This window comes from Bradyrhizobium sp. AT1, from assembly GCF_001590795.1.
Taxonomy (GTDB): Bacteria; Pseudomonadota; Alphaproteobacteria; order Rhizobiales; family Xanthobacteraceae; genus Bradyrhizobium.
In genome coordinates, this window is sequence record NZ_JXDL01000001.1 from 194,871 (window position 1) to 209,506 (window position 14,636).

Consider the following 14,636-nt stretch of genomic DNA (forward strand, 5'->3'; position numbering starts at 1 on the left):
AAGTCGCTTTACGCATTTTGGGAATGTCTTTCCTCATCGCGAGCGTGTCTTCGCCCGCGTGGGCGGATTCAGCACGGACCATGAAGATCGGCGTTCTCAACGATGCTTCCGGCCCGTATTCGGACAACGCGGGTGAGGGATCGGTCACGGCGGCTAGGATGGCGGCCGAGGACTTCATGCAGCAGCACCCCGACTTCAAGGTCGAGATCATTTCGGCGGATCACCAGAACAAGGCGGATATCGGGGCGGCCATCGCCCGCCGCTGGATCGAGCAGGAGAAGGTCGATGCGGTCGCGGACGTGCCCAACTCGGCGGTTGGTCTCGCCGTCAACGAGATCGTTCGTGGCAGCAGGGCGGCGTTGATCGCCTCCAGCGCGGCTTCGTCCGATCTGACGGGGAAGTACTGTTCGCCCAACACCATCCAGTGGACGTTCGACACCTGGGCGGCGTCGCACACCATCGGCAATTTCCTGGTCCGTCATGGCGGCAAGAAATGGTACTTCATCGCCACCGACAATGCGCTTGGCAAGTCCATGGTGCGGGACGGTACCTCGGTGATCAGTGCGGGCGGCGGCACCGTGGTCGGGTCGGTCAATGTCCCCATCAACAACGCCGATTACGCCTCGTTCATACTTCAGGCAGACGCGTCCGGCGCCGACGTGATCGCGTTCGCGACCGCCGGCGGCGACACCGTCAGCCTGATCAAGCAGTCGGCGGAGTTCGGGTTGAAGCAAAGCGGCAAGACCTTCGCCGCGCTGCTGACCACGACGAACGATGTCGAGGCGAGCGGGCTTGCCGTAGGACAGGGCCTCATCATCACCCAGCCGTTCTATTGGAACATGAACGATGCCAGCCGTACCTGGTCGGCGAAGTTCAGCGCGCGTCAACATGATCAATCGCCAACGGCCTTCCATGCCGGGGTCTATTCCTCCGTGCTCGCTTATCTGAATGCCGCACTGGGCGCAGGCACCAACGATGCCCAGGCCGTCATCCGCAAGATGAAGGAACGACCGATCGATGACGCGCTCTTTGGCCCGGTCGTGGTGCGGGCGGATGGTCGTGCCATCCACAACATGTACATTCTGAAAGTGAAGGGGCCCAAGGCCTCGAAAGGCAAGTGGGATCTTCTCGAGAATGTCGGCGTGCTGAGCGGACCCGAGGCGTTTCGTCCGGTCGACCAGGGCGGATGCAACATGGTTGAGCAATCGAAGGGCAATTGACGCGGGTCGCAGCGATATCCTGAGAAGGCTGTCGCGCAAACTATGGATGCACCATGCTTGACAATATCGAAGCCGACTTTCCCGAGCATACGCCGCGACGCCCCGATGCGCCGAAGGCACTGGCGGGAATACGGGTCGTCGATTTCTCTCACTTCATCGCCGGGCCGTTCGCGACGATGATCCTGGCGGACATGGGGGCCGAAGTCGTCAAGATCGAGGCGCCCGGCCGCGGCGACGATCTCCGGCGCTATCCGCCGGTGCATCCAGAGCTGAAGCACGGTGCGCCGTTCGTCTGGACCAACCGCAACAAGCAGAGTGTGGCCCTTGACCTCAAGTCGCCGGAGGGCGTTGCGGTCGTGCGGGAGCTGATCGCGATCGCAGATGTCGTCGTCGAAAATTTCTCGACCGGCGTCATGGACCGGTTCGGGCTCGACTATGAGGCTTGCCGAAAGATCAAGCCCGACATCATCTACTGCTCGGTGTCGGCTTATGGACGCGATGGGGCGTTTGCGGACCGGCTCGGTTTCGATCCGATCGCACAGGTCGAAAGCGGCTTTGTGTCCATGAACGGCTATGCCGATCGCGAAGGGGTGCGGGCACTGTCGCCCGTCATGGACATCAGCACGGCGATGATGGCCTGCAACGCGATTCTCGGCGCGCTCGTTGCGCGCGAGCGGAGCGGCCTGGGCCAGGCGATCGAGGTCTCGCTGTTCGACAATGCCGTGCTGATGACGGGCTATGCCACGATGCAGCACCTGTTCACGGGCGCAAATCCGCAGCGGCACGGAAACACCAGCCCGGACACCTGCCCGTCGGGTGTTTTTCAGGCGCGGGACTGCGCCTTCTACATCAACTGCGGTAACGACAAGATCTTTCAGCGCCTGATGTCGCAGGTGGTTGGTCGAGCCGATCTGGCCGCGGCCGAAATCTATGCGACCGGACCCGACCGCATCCGGCGGCGGGATGAGCTGTTCGCGATCCTCGGCGATGCGTTTGCGCAACAGCCCTGGGCCCATTGGCAAACGCGGATGCGGGCAGCCGGCGTTCCCTGCGGACAGGTACGCACGGTCGGGGAGGCGATCCGGTCACCCGAAGCGCGGGAGCGCGGTCTGGTCACCCGCATCCCGGACGACAAGCTGGGCTGGATCCCGAACGTCAGCCTGCCGATCCGCTATTCGCAAACACCCATCGTGGACCCCGTGGCGGCGCCTGCAGTCGGACAGCACACCGCAACTGTGCTGCGGGAGCTGCTCGGCTACGACGGTGCCCGTCTCGCGCGGCTCGCAGCGGCCGGTGCTTTCGGTGCCGACGTGGCAAAACCGGCGGAGGAGGCAAAGACGTGAACGCGGCAGCGCGGGCCGAACGCACGCTCAGAGGCCGCGTCGCCGTTGTCGGGATCGGCGAGACGGATTACTACCGGCATGGCGCATCGCCGGACCCGGAATTCAAGCTGGCGCTGAAGGCCATTCTGGCGGCGTGCGGCGATGCGGGAATCGATCCGCGCGACATCGATGGGTTCGCCTCCTATAGCGAGGAACGGAGCGAAGCGTCCCGGCTTGCCGCAGCGCTCGGCACACGACGGCTTCGTGCTGCGACGATGCAGTGGGGCGGGGGAGGCGGTGGCTGCTGCGCTGCGGTCGCCAATGCAGCGGCCTCGATCATCGCAGGCCTCGCGGACTGCGTGGTCGTGTTTCGTTCGCTCGCGCAGGGTCAGTATGGCCGGTTCGGGCAGGCGACCGGCATCGATACGATTTCGGGCGAGAAGGCGTACCTGATGCCGTACGGCGTGCTGGCGCCGCCGCAACGCTTTGCGATGCGCGTGCGTCGCTACATGCACGAGCACGGCGTGAAGCAGGAGGCTCTGCGGGCGATCGCGCTGGCGTCCTATCATCATGCGCAATCGAATCCGCGTGCGGTCATGTACGGCAAACCGCTGGACGAGTCCAAATACGATGCGTCGCGCTGGATTGCCGAACCGTTTCATCTCTACGATTGCTGCATGGAAAACGACGGCGCGGCCGCGCTCGTGCTTGTGCCTGCTGAGCGCGCCAAGGAGTTCAAAAACACGCCGGTCTACGTGCTCGGTGCGGCCGTCGGATCCGGATATCGGACAGGAGCTATTCCGCATAACTCGCCGCGCTATGCCAGCGCCAGCTTCGACACGGTGGCGCCCGATCTCTACGCGATGGCCGGTCTCGGCCCATCCGATGTCGGCGTCGTTCAGTGTTATGAGAACTTCACGGGCGGCGTGGTGATGGCGCTGGCGGAGCACGGGTTCTTCAAGCCGGAGGAAGCAAACGAGTTCTTGAAGTTTGAGAACTTGATGGCTCCATCCGGTCGCCTGCCGCTGAACACCAGCGGCGGAAATCTCGCCGAGTGCTACATGCACGGTTTCGAGCTGGTGCTCGAGGCCGTACGCCAGGTGCGCGGCGTGTCGACCAGCCAGGCGAAGCGGAACGATGTGGCGATGGTCATCGGCGGTCCCATGGTGACGCCGGTCAGCAATCTTCTCCTCGGCTCGGAGGCGACACTGTGAGCAGCAACAGGCGCCTGACCTATCTTCCCGACGGTCTGCCCATTCCGGTTGCGGAGCCCGATGGCCTGTCGGCACCGTACTGGGCGGGGCTGCGCCGCAACAGGCTAATGGTGCAACGGTGCGGCCATTGCACAACGTGGCAATTCGGACCGGAATGGATCTGTCATCGCTGCTATGCCTTCGATCCCGAATGGACAGAGATCGATCCTCAAGGACGGATCTTCAGTTGGGAGCGGGTCTGGCATCCTTCGCACCCGGTCCTGAAGCAGCACGGTCCGTATCTCGCCGTGCTCGTGGAGATTCCGCATGCTGGCAGCGTGCGGATGGTCGGCAATTTGCTGGGTGACCCGATGCAGAACATCTCGATCGGAGCGCAGGTCGAAGGGGTGTTCGAGCATCATCTCAGTTCTGACCCGCCGTACTCTCTGCTGCACTGGCGGCTTTCCTCTGCCCTCTGACGCGAGACGAGAGCCTCTAGGAGGTCCTACGGTTTGTCTGAGTGCGAGAGTAGCACCCGTTCGATCTGGCCGCGAATGCCATGAGGTGCTTGCGCAGAACCTACCAGCGCGTTCCTGATCTTTGACGGTATTTGAAGCTGCGGCGCACCAGTGTGGGCATGGCAATCTTGGCTAGGCAGGCAGCCCTGATTAGTCGATTGACTCCGATAGTTGGCGGATTGGCTAGCATTGCGCGCGGCTCGAATTTTTCTGTGAATTCAAGACTGAAGAATTGAGGCGGATGTACAGTCGGCGTTTGTCCGTCAGATCTGAAAAAATGTGCTTGCAGATCAACGGCGAGGCGTCGTTCGAAATGATTGAGTGGGAGTAGGGGGATTGCTCCGCATTCTGCAGCGAGCGGCCGTCTTCGCGATTGTCATGATCGCTGCTTCCCATGGCGCGAGCGCGACTGTCCTCCTCGCGCCGGAGGGCCAGTTTTTCTCTGCGAGTTTTCCCAAGCAACCGAGCCAAAAGATCTCGGAGAAAGCCGGGGTGGTACACACCATCTACTCTTCGCCAGAGAAGGAGAGGTTTCTCATGATGTCGCATGCGCTCTGGTCGACTGATGCGGATCCCACGATTGCAATGCAATTGGTCCTGAACGGATTCACTGACCAAATTTCGGGCGAGCTGCTTTCGATCGAAAAGAGGAACTTCATTTCCGCGACCGGCAAGAAACTTGCCGCCAAGCACTTTACGTTCGCCAGTTCGAAGGTTTGGGGCGAAGGTCTCATCGTGATGTCCGGTCGACACACCTACCTCATCCAGGTGGTGGTCCGGAAACCTTCCACAGGCTTGGATGACGTCGGCAAGAAGTTCATCTCTTCATTCAAGGTATTGAACTAACGCGCCGGCTCACGACGTCGGCGAGCACCGCCTCATGCGCCGCGTACCGGATTGAAAACCTTGATTCCAACGAAGTCCTTTTCGTTGTCCGTCACCACCACACAGTCGTTTACGTCGGCGACCGCGGCGATGATCATGTCGAGCGCGCTTCGCGGTTTGCCCGCCGTTTTGCCTTCGGCCATCAGCCGTGCCCAGACGAATGCCGCCTTGTCGTCGAAGGACAGGATGCGGCCCGAAAAAAGCGCTTGCGGTCCTTCGGGTCCCGAGAACCAGACGTCGAGGATGTCGCGCTTCCTGCCGCGCGGTTTCTCCAAAATGCCGCGGCGGATTTCAGCGACGGTCAACGAGGCAACGAACAGATCCTCGTCGCGCTGCGCCGACATCCAGGACAGTAGATTTTCTGACGGGTGCGGCTTGACGACGTTGCTGATGATGTTGGTGTCGAGGAGATAGCGCGTCACAGGTCGACCTTGCGGCCCTTTTCACGGGGGCGAGACAGATCGAGATCGGCGCCGACGAGCGGGGAGCGACGCAATGCGGCGAGAATGCCACCGGGCTTCGGCGACTGGCCGCCGACCGATTTGCTCACGGTGGCGCGAAGCGCCATAGCCTCCGGGGTATCCTCCGACAGTCGTTTGGCAAGCGAACGGATCAGATCGCGGTCGGCGTTCCGGCCGAGCACCTCGAAACGCGCCAAGCCGCGCTTACCGAGGCGTGACCGATAGTTCTGGATGGCGCGCTTCTGTGAGTTTCCCATGGAGCCTCGACTATTTCCAGTAATATAGCCGGAAATCCGGAGGTCTACAACCGCCCGAGCCGCCGCTCTCTTCCTGATCGGCGCGCAGCCCGTAGGATGGGTTGAGCCCAGCGAAACCCATCGCGCTAGAACGAGAGTTGATAGTTTCGCGTTCGCTCTCCCCTCCTGCGAAACCCTGGCATTGCGTGAAGTTCGGGTTATGCAAAGACCCGTCTCTGTGTAACCTCCACCGGCGGCATCGTTGCCGATCACGACCCCTTCGACATGAGACCGCCACGCGCGTCATCGACGAGGTGAGGGGCGTGAACCGAACCAGGTGGTGCATGCAAGGATGACGATTGATCCAGATCGGACCGCGATCTAGCATTGGGTCATGGATACCGAACGACGAATTGAACACCTGGAAGGGGCGCTAGGGGCCAGCTTGCCTGCGGCCTATCGTGCTTTCCTGGAGTCGCATAGGGAAGACCCATCTCGCCCGGTTCAGGTCGTTTCGACCAATCCGGACTATTGGGATGTCGACCAATTCTTCGAAATCGGCGATGGGGACAGCTACCTTCAGATCGATCATTGTTATGAGCTGGTCGGGGACGTGCTTCCCGAAGGGATGTTGCCGTTTGCCGAGGACGGGGGTGGCAACTTCTATCTTCTGGATTGCCGCGACGTACCGGGTACCGGTGCCGTCTATTGGTGGGATCACGAACAGGAGCTCGGTGAGGATCGCGTGGAGTTGGTGGCGGCGAGCTTCCCGGAGTTTCTCGCGGTTCTGGTCCCCGATCCCGACGAGCTTCCGGGTGACGAAGACAAGCAATAGGAGGGGGGTGGGGCGCTGGGATAGGGTGAGCGGCAAACGAGGCCGTTCCTCTAACTTGCGGTGACTTACATATGGATGTATGTAACCTGCATGGCCTACATCGGCATCCGCGATCTCCAGAAAATCTCCGGCGAAGCCATCGGAGCCCTGCCGGGCCCGACGCCGGTGAAGTCGGGCGAGCGGACGGTGGGGCTGCTCATTCCGCTCAAGGCGGCCGATCCGGATCGTCTTGCGGCGGTCCTGCGGCGCGCTGAGGCGTTGGGCAGGGGACGTGATGCGAAGGCGGACGATGCGGCGCTGGCTGGATTCGGCGAAGTCGATCCGGTCGATTGGTCGCCCGCAGCGGTGAAGGCCCTGACCGGCAAGCCTGGCAAGCGGCGCAAGCCGAAGCCGTGAGAGCGCCGTCGACAACCCTTGTCGTTGACGCGGCCATCCTGATCGCCGCGGTGCGGGGCCGCAGCTCCGGCGCCATGCTTCGAGCGGCTGAAGGCACTATCCTTGTCACGACGGACCGTGTGGTTCAGGAAGCACGCCGGCGGATCGAGCTGGGTTTGAAACGGCCGGAACTGCTCGCCGTGCTCGACGATCTCGCGGAATTGCTGACGGTTGTCCCCGTCGTCGCGCTGGAGCCCTTTCTCGGCCGTTGCGAAGAGACCCTTCGCGATGCGGTGCCGAGCCGCAATGGGTCGTTACGCGATGCTCACGTGCTGGCTTTGGCTTGGAGTGTGGATGCCGACGTCTGGACAACCCACCGCGACTTTGCGGGAACGGGAGTCGCGACGTGGTCGACGCCCAACCTCATGCGGGCACTTGCGGAAGCTGATCCGCAATAGAAGCCTCCAGTTCATCGCGCAGCCCACCGGCGGAAACGCGGGATCTCCGCCGCGGCGCCCCGTGGTACGAGGCTGAGAGTATTTGTCCCGGAGCTACCCCTGATGTCCGTCCCGCCCACCCAGCCAACTGCGTCCGAATCCGATCCCGAAACCCTCGGCTGGATGCGCGGTTTCCCGCCATCCCCCGACCGCCTCATCACCTTCCAGGACGGCTCCTTCCGCAACTTCCCCGAACTGCGCTGGGCCTGGAGCAACATCCGCCAGCTGGTGCCGACCGTGAATGTCTGGCGCGGCGTAGGGCCGGCATCACCTCTGCCGCGGGCGGAGCAGGACATCGGCGCGGTCGCCTCGACCACGATGGATGGCCGGCCCATGACCTTCGCAAAGATGCTGGAGGAGACCTACACCGACGGCATCGCGGTGCTGCATCGGGGCAAGCTGATCTACGAGCGCTATTTCGGCGCGTTGAAGCCGCACAAGCCGCATATCGGGATGTCCGTCACGAAGTCGTTCACCGGTGTGCTCGCAGGGATTCTGGTTGCCGAGGGCAAGATGGATCCGCAGGCGCCGGTCACCGACTATGTGCCGGAGCTGAAGGCGAGCGCGTTCGGCGATGCGCGGGTGCACGAGGTCATGGATATGACCACGGCGCTCGCCTACACCGAGGTTTACACCGACAAGAATTCGGATGTCTGGGGCCTGCGGCGCGCCAACGGCATGGCGCCGATCCCGCCGGATTATGACGGCCCGACCAACATCTTCGATTTCCTCATTGCGCAGAAGAAGCAGGGCGAGCACGGCAAGGTGTTTGCCTACAAGACCGTCAACACCGACGTCCTGGCGTGGATCTGCCGGCGCGTCAGCGGGCTGACGCTGGCGGAGCTCTTGTCCGAGCGGATCTGGCAGCCGATGGGTGCCGAGGAGGACGCGCATTATCACGTCGACTGCATCGGCACCGAGAGCGGCGGCGGCGGTCTCTCCACGAGCTTGCGCGATCTCGCCCGCTTCGGCGAGACCATGCGCAACCACGGCCGCTTCAACGGCCGCCAGATCGTGCCGTCTCAAGTCGTCGAGGACATCGCGCGCGGCGGCGACCCCGAAAAATTCAAGCCGGCCGGCTACACCACGCTGCCCGGCGCGTCCTATCGCAATCAATGGTGGGTCACGCACAATTCGCACGGCGCCACCATGGCGCGCGGCGTCTACGGCCAGGGCATCTATGTCGACCCCAAAGCCGAGATGGTGATCGCGCGCTACGCCTCGCATCCCGTCGCGGGCAACGCCGCTAACGATCCCGTGACGCTACCGGCCTACATGGCGCTGGCCAAGGCGCTGATGGCGGGCGGGTGAGGGCGCGGGCCTCTTCGTAGCCTGGATGAAGCGAAAGCGTAATCCGGGACTGACCAACTGCATTTGCGCGATTGCCCGTGCAGAACGAACCCCGGATTGCGCTGCGCTCCATCCGGGCTACGAGGTCAGCCAAAGCCGCAACCTCCGTCGATCACGTCCGTCACCCGCTAAGCGGCGCCATCATGCGCCTCTTGCCAATGCGGATAGGTGACGTAGGCGGTCACGGCGCCTTGCTCGTGTGAGCGGATCGTGACGGTCTCGCCCTTCGGCATGTAAACGATCTCGCCGGGACCTGCGGTGACGGTCGTGCCTGCGCTGGTGACCGAGAGCTTTCCTTCCAGCACGAGCATGACGTCGTCGACGCCGAGCTTCTCGTCCAGGCTCTGGTTCGGCGCGTAGCGGCCGAAGCCGATGGTGATGGGGCCACCGTGACGCTGGTCGATCACGTTGGCGGCGAAGATGTCACTGTTCTGTCCCGGCGAGCGTTCGAACGATGCGTCGGCGATGGCGAATTTGCGAACTTTCATGAAAAGCCTTCCGTCTGGTCCATGGCGGGCGAGGACGGATAGACGCTCCAGCGCGTGTATTGTTCACGCGGCCTGCGGGGCGGTTTGACGCAGCAACCAGCTCTAATATAAGAATTGACTTATATTAGCAGAGAGCGATATTCCTGATCGAACGAAACGACCGGGAGGAACGCCATGCAGTTCGATGTCGCCAGAGTTCTGGGCCTTGTGACGCGTTCGGTGACGAACTTCGAGAAGGACGGCAAACCTGCAAGCACGGTGACCCTGACGCGGCTTTACGACACCAGCGTCGACGATCTCTGGGACGCCGTGACCAGCAAGGAGCGCATCCCGCGCTGGTTCGCGGCGATCGAGGGGGATCTCCAGCTCGGCGGACGATACCAGGTCAAGGGCAATGCGGGCGGCACCATCACGGCCTGTTCGCCGCCGACGCATTTTGCGGCGACGTGGGAATTCGGCGGCGCGGTGAGCTGGATCGACGTCAAGCTGGCGGTAGAACGAAGCCAGGCGCGTTTGACGCTCGAGCACACCGCGATCATCGAGGATCATTGGAATCAGTTCGGCCCGGGTGCGGTGGGGATCGGCTGGGATCTCGCCCTTGCGGGGCTGGAGCGATATGTTGCGACCGGCGCATCGGTCGACCACGAGACGGCCGAAGCGTGGATGGGCTCCCCGGAGGGCAAGGACTTCATGACGACCAGCGGCGGGTTTTGGCGTGCGGCGCATGTCGCAAGCGGCGTCGATCCTGACGAGGCGAAGCTGCGCTCGGACCGCACCATCGCGTTCTATCGCGGCGAGATGCCGCCCGACGTCGCTCATCCCGGCACGGGAAGCTGATGCAAATCTTCGAGGTCCTTGCCGATCCCGTGCGCCGCCGCATCCTCGAACTGCTGGCGCGTGGCGAAATGGCGTCCGGCGAGGTCGTCGAATTGATCGGCGCCGAGTTCGGGATCACCCAGGCGGCGGTCTCGCAGCATCTCAAGGTGTTGCGCGAGAGCGGCTTTGCCAACGTCCGGGCCGAGGCGCAAAGGCGCCTCTATTCGGTCGATGTCGCAGGACTTCGCGCGGTGGATGACTGGGTCGGTCAGTTCCGGAATTTCTGGGAGCCGAAGCTGGACGCGCTGGCGACCGAGATCGCACGCGGTAAACGCGAGCGCCGCAACGCGCCGGTCACCAAGCGGAGCGGGAAGAGGGCGTGAGTGCGATGCGTAGGGTGGATTGGCTGTCGGCTGCGCGCAGCGCAGTCGGGGGTCGATCCACCATTTCCTCATCGCGTCGTGCGGCTAGATGGCTTTGCAAATCCTCCCTTCGAGCGGCGTTTCCAAGCTTCAAGCCCGGAGCCAGCGCTGAAGGTCGTCCGTCTTTGGCAGGCCACCGGCATGGACGACCTTGCCGTCGATGACGATGCCCGGCGTCGAGATGACGCCGAATTTGGCGATCGCCTCGTAGTCGGTGATCTTCTCCACGGTCACGTCAACGCCGAGCTTTGCCGCTTCGGCCTTGACCATCTCCTCGGTCGTCTTGCAGCGGGCGCAGCCCGGGCCCAGTACCTTGATGTCTCTCATGACGTGTCCTTTCACGAAAACAGGGCGTTGAAAAGGAAGCCGACCGCAAGGATTCCGCAAGCGACCACGGTGACGAAGACCGCGATCAGCTTTAGGCTCAGCACCTTGCGCAGGATGATCATTTCGGGAAGCGACAGCGCGATCACCGACATCATGAAGGCGAGTACGGTACCGAGCGCCATACCTTTGCCCAACAGGGCCTCGACCACCGGGATGATGCCTGCTGCATTGGAATACATCGGGATGCCGAGGGCGACTGCGGCCGGCACGGACCACCACGCGTCGGCGCCCATGATCCGCGACAGCAACTCGGCAGGTACGTAGCCGTGGATGAAGGCCCCGGCTGCGATCCCGGCGATGATCCAGTACCAGACTTTGCCGACAATCTCCTTGACGGCGTTCCAGCCGGCCTCGAACCGATCGACCCAGCTCATCTGGTCGGGCTGGAGATCGATATCTCCCGCGCGGACATTGCGAACCCATTCCTCCAACCAGCCTTCGAGATGCAGGCGACCTATGACCCAGCCCGAAACGACGGCAACGGCAAGTCCGAAGGCCAGATAGGTGAGGGCAACGCGCCACCCGACGAGTGCGAACAGCAGTCCGAGTGCGACCTCGTTGATCATGGGAGCGGCAATGAGGAAGGAGAAGGTCACGCCCAGCGGAACACCTGCCGAGACGAAACCGACGAACAGCGGCACCGCCGAGCAGGAACAGAACGGCGTGAAGACGCCGAGGCCGGCCGCTGCGATGTTACCCAACCCTTCGCGCTTGCCCGCCAACATCGCGCGCGTGTGCTCCGGCGAAAAGAAGGTTCGCACGATCCCCATGGCAAAGACCACGAGGGCCAGCAGCATCAGCACCTTGGGTGTGTCGTAGAGGAAGAACTCGATCGAGGAGGCGAGCGCGCTGCCCTGGGGGATCGGCATTCGCGCGACCGCCGATCGCGAAAAATCCTCGAGTTGTCGGTAAATTGCGAACCATGCGACGATCGCGACTGCGATGCCGCCGATCCATGCAACGGGAGAACGCCTGAATCCGAGTGCCTGGGTGGTCATGTCACGCGACCTTGCGCTTGATCGAACATGGCAATCCGGACGAGGCCAAGCGCGTCGCGCCGCGTCTGGCAACTCTGGCGACGCGTCTGGCTTGTTGCTTGTGCGGGCAAACCATGGAAAGTGGTTACGCGCCGACCGGCATGCGTGCATTGACCTTTGTCAATTCACCGGGCCTCAATCGGCCGCGACGTTTGCGAGGTCAGCGGCGGGTTCTTGGACCGGCGGTCAGCCCGTGCCCTGGCGATCGCGCCGCCCGGACCCGCCGCAAGCAAAGCTTACGCATTCCGCCCCATCTTCTCGTACTTCTTCACCAGCCGCTCCCGCTTCAGCCGCGACAGCCGCTGGATCCAGAACATTCCGTCGAGCTGGTCGATCTCGTGCTGATGGCACACTGCGCGCAAAGCTTCCGACTCCTCGGTTCGAATGCTGCCGTCGAGATCCTGATAGCTGATCCGCACCCGCGCGTGCCGCTGCACCTCGTCGTTGACGCCGGGCATCGAGACGCTGCCCTCGCGGTGCATGATCATCTCGGGGGAGACCCACTCAATGACCGGATTGACGTAGGTGAGGGGGCCGTCCTTCGCGTCCAGCTCGAGCACCACAACGCGCAAGGGCACCCCGACATGCGGCGCGGTGATGCCGATCCCGGGCGCAGCGCGCATCGTCTCCAACAGATCCTGCGCGAGCTCGCGCAAGCCGTCGTCGAACGCAGTCACAGGGCGGGCCGGCAACGCCAGCCGGCGGTCGGGATAGCGGAGGATAAGGCGGATGGTCATGGGAAGCTCCTACCACTCACGGATCATTGAAGCATCCCGCCTTGACTGCCTACCAACTGGAAGGTAGCTAATCTCCATGAGCAACGTCTCCACCACCGCCGACGACATCCTGGCCTGTGCACGCACGCTGATCATCGCGGGCGGATATAACGGCTTCAGCTACGCCGACATCGCCGACGTGGTCGGCATTCGCAAGCCGAGCATCCACCATCATTTCGCCAGCAAGGTCGATCTGGTGCGCACCCTGGTGTCGCGCTATCGCGAGGAGGCGCAGGCGGGATTGGCGGCCCTCGAGCGCAACATCCCGGACCCGCGCGACCAGCTCGAAAACTATGTGGCCTATTGGGAGGCGTGCATCACGGATGCAAGCGCTCCCTTCTGCGTCTGCGCGCTGCTCGCCAGCGAGCTTCCGATCCTCCCCGAGGAGGTGGCGCTGGAGGTCCGTGCCCATTTCCGTTCCCTGGCGTCGTGGCTGACCTCGGTGCTGGAGCGGGGCAAGCGGAAGGGACGGCTGCATCTGTCCAGCTCTGCGAAGGTCGAGGCTGAGGGATTTATGGCGACCGTTCACGGCGCGATGCTGTCGGCCCGCGCCTATGGCGATCCCAGGATGTTCGGGACCATCACCCGGCCGCTGCTGGACCGGCTGTCCACCAGACACTGAAGACAAGACGTGCCAGGGGCGCGAGGCCGCTCCGTGCTGACTTTCGCGCGTAATCTACCAACTAGTAGGTAAGGAGAAGACAATGAAAGCTCGTGAGATGACTCCGGACATTGCCGACCATGCGCAATGGCTGAAGCAGTATTATTTCCTTCGCGCCGCGTTTTCGGTCGCCTGGGTCATTGCGGCCTTTGCGATCGCGCCGTCGTCGGCGGTGGTCTCTGCAACGCTGCTGGTCGCGTATCCCGCGTGGGACGCCGCGGCCAATTATCTCGACGCGCTCTGCAGCGGCGGGTTGAACCGAAACCGCACGCAGGGCCTGAACGTGCTGGTTAGCCTCACGACTACACTCGCGGTCGTGCTGGCCTTGCAGGTCAGCATGAATTGGGTGCTCGGGATTTTCGGCGCCTGGGCGATCCTGTCCGGATTGCTCCAGCTTGGTACGGCCGTGCGGCGCTGGAAGCGCTTCGGCGCGCAATGGGCCATGGTGCTCAGCGGCGGGCAGTCAGCGCTCGCCGGCGGCTTCTTCATCTTTCAGGCCACCATGCCAGCAATCCCGTCGATCGCGAACGTCGCGGGCTATGCCGCGGTCGGCGCGCTCTACTTTCTGGTCTCGGCGGTCTGGCTCACGATCAGCACGTGGCGCCGTGGCGCAGCCCTCTGAGGTTTTATTGCGGACGTTCACTTGTCTGGATACGGGGTCCCGTCCTTGTGCAGGAACCGGCCGTCGGACGCCGGGCTCATCATGTCGATGTCGGAGCAGGTGATGAGGTCATCCTGCGAGCGCGAGCCGACTTCGAGATAGACCGCCGTCACGTCCGACCGGTTGATCATGTGATGGCCGTTGCCGCTGCCTTTCGGGAAGGCGGCGCAATCGCCCGCGCGCAGCACGGTTTCGCCGCCGTCCTCGACCAGCGTCACTTCACCTTCGAGGATGTAGACGAACTCGTCCTCGTGCGAATGCCAGTGCCGCTGGCTCGACCAGCCCCCCGGCGGCAGGCGCATCAGATTGACGCCGAAATCCCTAAGGCCGCCGGCGTCGCCGAGCCGCTTGCGGATGCGCTCGGCGCAAGGCGCGTCAAAGGGCGTCGGATAGCCGGAGCCTTTGCGGGCCGGCACGGCAGCGATGTCGATCTTTGGCATGGAGGAATCCCCTGTAACTTTGGGCAGGGATGGTCATGATGGTGTTGGCGTCGGCA

General features: G+C 63.1%; 20 protein-coding genes. 13 read left to right on the forward strand and 7 right to left on the reverse strand.

Features of this window, described 5'->3' with window-relative positions; genetic code table 11:
- Positions 1-80 precede the first annotated feature (80 nt).
- From SE92_RS00895 to SE92_RS00915, 5 genes are all read left to right on the forward strand, one after another.
- Positions 81-1,220 carry an ABC transporter substrate-binding protein gene (locus tag SE92_RS00895; protein ID WP_245324412.1) on the forward strand — a complete coding sequence of 380 codons (1,140 nt, stop codon included), beginning with the start codon at positions 81-83 and terminating at the stop codon, positions 1,218-1,220.
- A 53-nt stretch (positions 1,221-1,273) separates the two neighbouring features.
- Positions 1,274-2,563, forward strand: coding sequence for a CaiB/BaiF CoA transferase family protein (locus SE92_RS00900; RefSeq protein ID WP_063194053.1), 1,290 nt, complete (start codon positions 1,274-1,276; stop codon positions 2,561-2,563).
- Complete coding sequence (locus tag SE92_RS00905; protein ID WP_063194054.1) at positions 2,560-3,756, forward strand: thiolase C-terminal domain-containing protein; 1,197 nt, start codon at positions 2,560-2,562, stop codon at positions 3,754-3,756. The genes SE92_RS00900 and SE92_RS00905 overlap by 4 nt, the downstream gene beginning before the upstream one ends.
- Complete coding sequence (locus tag SE92_RS00910) at positions 3,753-4,214, forward strand: Zn-ribbon domain-containing OB-fold protein (protein WP_063194055.1); 462 nt, start codon at positions 3,753-3,755, stop codon at positions 4,212-4,214. Before SE92_RS00905 ends, SE92_RS00910 begins: the two co-directional genes overlap by 4 nt.
- Before the next feature lie 375 nt (positions 4,215-4,589).
- The gene (locus SE92_RS00915; protein ID WP_063194056.1) at positions 4,590-5,099 is read left to right on the forward strand and encodes a hypothetical protein; all 510 of its coding nucleotides are present in this window, start codon (positions 4,590-4,592) and stop codon (positions 5,097-5,099) included.
- Positions 5,100-5,131: 32 nt separating this feature from the next.
- Here the strand turns inward: SE92_RS00915 and SE92_RS00920 are convergent, their stop codons facing one another.
- Positions 5,132-5,560 carry a type II toxin-antitoxin system VapC family toxin gene (locus SE92_RS00920; RefSeq protein ID WP_063194057.1) on the reverse strand — a complete coding sequence of 143 codons (429 nt, stop codon included), beginning with the start codon at positions 5,558-5,560 and terminating at the stop codon, positions 5,132-5,134.
- Entirely contained in the window at positions 5,557-5,856 is a 300-nt protein-coding gene (locus tag SE92_RS00925; protein ID WP_063194058.1) for a hypothetical protein, read from the reverse strand. The genes SE92_RS00920 and SE92_RS00925 overlap by 4 nt, the downstream gene beginning before the upstream one ends.
- Before the next feature lie 373 nt (positions 5,857-6,229).
- Between SE92_RS00925 and SE92_RS00930 the strand changes: the two genes are divergently transcribed.
- From SE92_RS00930 to SE92_RS00945, 4 genes are all read left to right on the forward strand, one after another.
- Positions 6,230-6,670: an SMI1/KNR4 family protein gene (locus tag SE92_RS00930; protein ID WP_063194059.1), complete on the forward strand. Its 441-nt coding sequence runs from the start codon at positions 6,230-6,232 to the stop codon at positions 6,668-6,670.
- 90 nt (positions 6,671-6,760) lie between these two features.
- The gene (locus SE92_RS35470) at positions 6,761-7,066 is read left to right on the forward strand and encodes a hypothetical protein (protein ID WP_063194060.1); all 306 of its coding nucleotides are present in this window, start codon (positions 6,761-6,763) and stop codon (positions 7,064-7,066) included.
- Positions 7,000-7,503, forward strand: coding sequence for a PIN domain-containing protein (locus tag SE92_RS00940; RefSeq protein ID WP_198172514.1), 504 nt, complete (start codon positions 7,000-7,002; stop codon positions 7,501-7,503). The genes SE92_RS35470 and SE92_RS00940 overlap by 67 nt, the downstream gene beginning before the upstream one ends.
- 102 nt (positions 7,504-7,605) lie before the next feature.
- Positions 7,606-8,853, forward strand: coding sequence for a serine hydrolase domain-containing protein (locus SE92_RS00945; protein ID WP_063194062.1), 1,248 nt, complete (start codon positions 7,606-7,608; stop codon positions 8,851-8,853).
- 167 nt (positions 8,854-9,020) lie between these two features.
- Here SE92_RS00945 and SE92_RS00950 read toward each other — a convergent pair whose 3' ends face one another.
- Positions 9,021-9,380: a EutQ-related cupin domain-containing protein gene (locus SE92_RS00950; RefSeq protein ID WP_063194063.1), complete on the reverse strand. Its 360-nt coding sequence runs from the start codon at positions 9,378-9,380 to the stop codon at positions 9,021-9,023.
- A gap of 174 nt (positions 9,381-9,554) precedes the next feature.
- Between SE92_RS00950 and SE92_RS00955 the strand changes: the two genes are divergently transcribed.
- On the forward strand, positions 9,555-10,217 hold the full coding sequence (locus tag SE92_RS00955; protein WP_063194064.1) for an SRPBCC family protein: 663 nt from the start codon (positions 9,555-9,557) through the stop codon (positions 10,215-10,217).
- On the forward strand, positions 10,217-10,579 hold the full coding sequence (locus SE92_RS00960) for an ArsR/SmtB family transcription factor (RefSeq protein ID WP_063194065.1): 363 nt from the start codon (positions 10,217-10,219) through the stop codon (positions 10,577-10,579). Before SE92_RS00955 ends, SE92_RS00960 begins: the two co-directional genes overlap by 1 nt.
- Before the next feature lie 129 nt (positions 10,580-10,708).
- Here SE92_RS00960 and SE92_RS00965 read toward each other — a convergent pair whose 3' ends face one another.
- From SE92_RS00965 to SE92_RS00975, 3 genes are all read right to left on the reverse strand, one after another.
- Positions 10,709-10,945 carry a thioredoxin family protein gene (locus SE92_RS00965; protein WP_063194066.1) on the reverse strand — a complete coding sequence of 79 codons (237 nt, stop codon included), beginning with the start codon at positions 10,943-10,945 and terminating at the stop codon, positions 10,709-10,711.
- An 11-nt stretch (positions 10,946-10,956) separates the two neighbouring features.
- Positions 10,957-12,003, reverse strand: coding sequence for a permease (locus SE92_RS00970; protein WP_063194067.1), 1,047 nt, complete (start codon positions 12,001-12,003; stop codon positions 10,957-10,959).
- Positions 12,004-12,278: 275 nt separating this feature from the next.
- On the reverse strand, positions 12,279-12,779 hold the full coding sequence (locus SE92_RS00975; protein WP_063194068.1) for a peptide deformylase: 501 nt from the start codon (positions 12,777-12,779) through the stop codon (positions 12,279-12,281).
- 76 nt (positions 12,780-12,855) lie between these two features.
- On the opposite strand from SE92_RS00975, the gene SE92_RS00980 reads away from it, so the two are divergent.
- Both SE92_RS00980 and SE92_RS00985 read left to right on the forward strand, forming a co-directional pair.
- The gene (locus SE92_RS00980; protein ID WP_063194069.1) at positions 12,856-13,440 is read left to right on the forward strand and encodes a TetR/AcrR family transcriptional regulator; all 585 of its coding nucleotides are present in this window, start codon (positions 12,856-12,858) and stop codon (positions 13,438-13,440) included.
- An 82-nt stretch (positions 13,441-13,522) separates the two neighbouring features.
- Positions 13,523-14,101, forward strand: a complete 579-nt coding sequence (locus SE92_RS00985; RefSeq protein WP_063194070.1) for a hypothetical protein — start codon at positions 13,523-13,525, stop codon at positions 14,099-14,101.
- A 17-nt stretch (positions 14,102-14,118) separates the two neighbouring features.
- Here the strand turns inward: SE92_RS00985 and SE92_RS00990 are convergent, their stop codons facing one another.
- Positions 14,119-14,580 (reverse strand): cupin domain-containing protein, encoded by a 462-nt coding sequence (locus SE92_RS00990; RefSeq protein WP_063194071.1) that lies wholly within the window; start codon positions 14,578-14,580, stop codon positions 14,119-14,121.
- Positions 14,581-14,636 lie beyond the last annotated feature (56 nt).

Bases quoted from the DNA above. Each gene is read 5' to 3' on its own strand.
- SE92_RS00990 (WP_063194071.1), bottom strand. From the start codon at position 14,580: ATGCCAAAGATCGACATCGCTGCCGTGCCGGCCCGCAAAGGCTCCGGC.
- SE92_RS00925 (WP_063194058.1), bottom strand. From the start codon at position 5,856: ATGGGAAACTCACAGAAGCGCGCCATCCAGAACTATCGGTCACGCCTC.
- SE92_RS00945 (WP_063194062.1), top strand. From the start codon at position 7,606: ATGTCCGTCCCGCCCACCCAGCCAACTGCGTCCGAATCCGATCCCGAA.
- SE92_RS00900 (WP_063194053.1), top strand. From the start codon at position 1,274: ATGCTTGACAATATCGAAGCCGACTTTCCCGAGCATACGCCGCGACGC.
- SE92_RS00930 (WP_063194059.1), top strand. From the start codon at position 6,230: ATGGATACCGAACGACGAATTGAACACCTGGAAGGGGCGCTAGGGGCC.
- SE92_RS00965 (WP_063194066.1), bottom strand. From the start codon at position 10,945: ATGAGAGACATCAAGGTACTGGGCCCGGGCTGCGCCCGCTGCAAGACG.
- SE92_RS00955 (WP_063194064.1), top strand. From the start codon at position 9,555: ATGCAGTTCGATGTCGCCAGAGTTCTGGGCCTTGTGACGCGTTCGGTG.
- SE92_RS00970 (WP_063194067.1), bottom strand. From the start codon at position 12,003: ATGACCACCCAGGCACTCGGATTCAGGCGTTCTCCCGTTGCATGGATC.
- SE92_RS00950 (WP_063194063.1), bottom strand. From the start codon at position 9,380: ATGAAAGTTCGCAAATTCGCCATCGCCGACGCATCGTTCGAACGCTCG.
- SE92_RS00895 (WP_245324412.1), top strand. From the start codon at position 81: ATGAAGATCGGCGTTCTCAACGATGCTTCCGGCCCGTATTCGGACAAC.
- SE92_RS35470 (WP_063194060.1), top strand. From the start codon at position 6,761: ATGGCCTACATCGGCATCCGCGATCTCCAGAAAATCTCCGGCGAAGCC.
- SE92_RS00980 (WP_063194069.1), top strand. From the start codon at position 12,856: ATGAGCAACGTCTCCACCACCGCCGACGACATCCTGGCCTGTGCACGC.
- SE92_RS00960 (WP_063194065.1), top strand. From the start codon at position 10,217: ATGCAAATCTTCGAGGTCCTTGCCGATCCCGTGCGCCGCCGCATCCTC.
- SE92_RS00985 (WP_063194070.1), top strand. From the start codon at position 13,523: ATGAAAGCTCGTGAGATGACTCCGGACATTGCCGACCATGCGCAATGG.
- SE92_RS00975 (WP_063194068.1), bottom strand. From the start codon at position 12,779: ATGACCATCCGCCTTATCCTCCGCTATCCCGACCGCCGGCTGGCGTTG.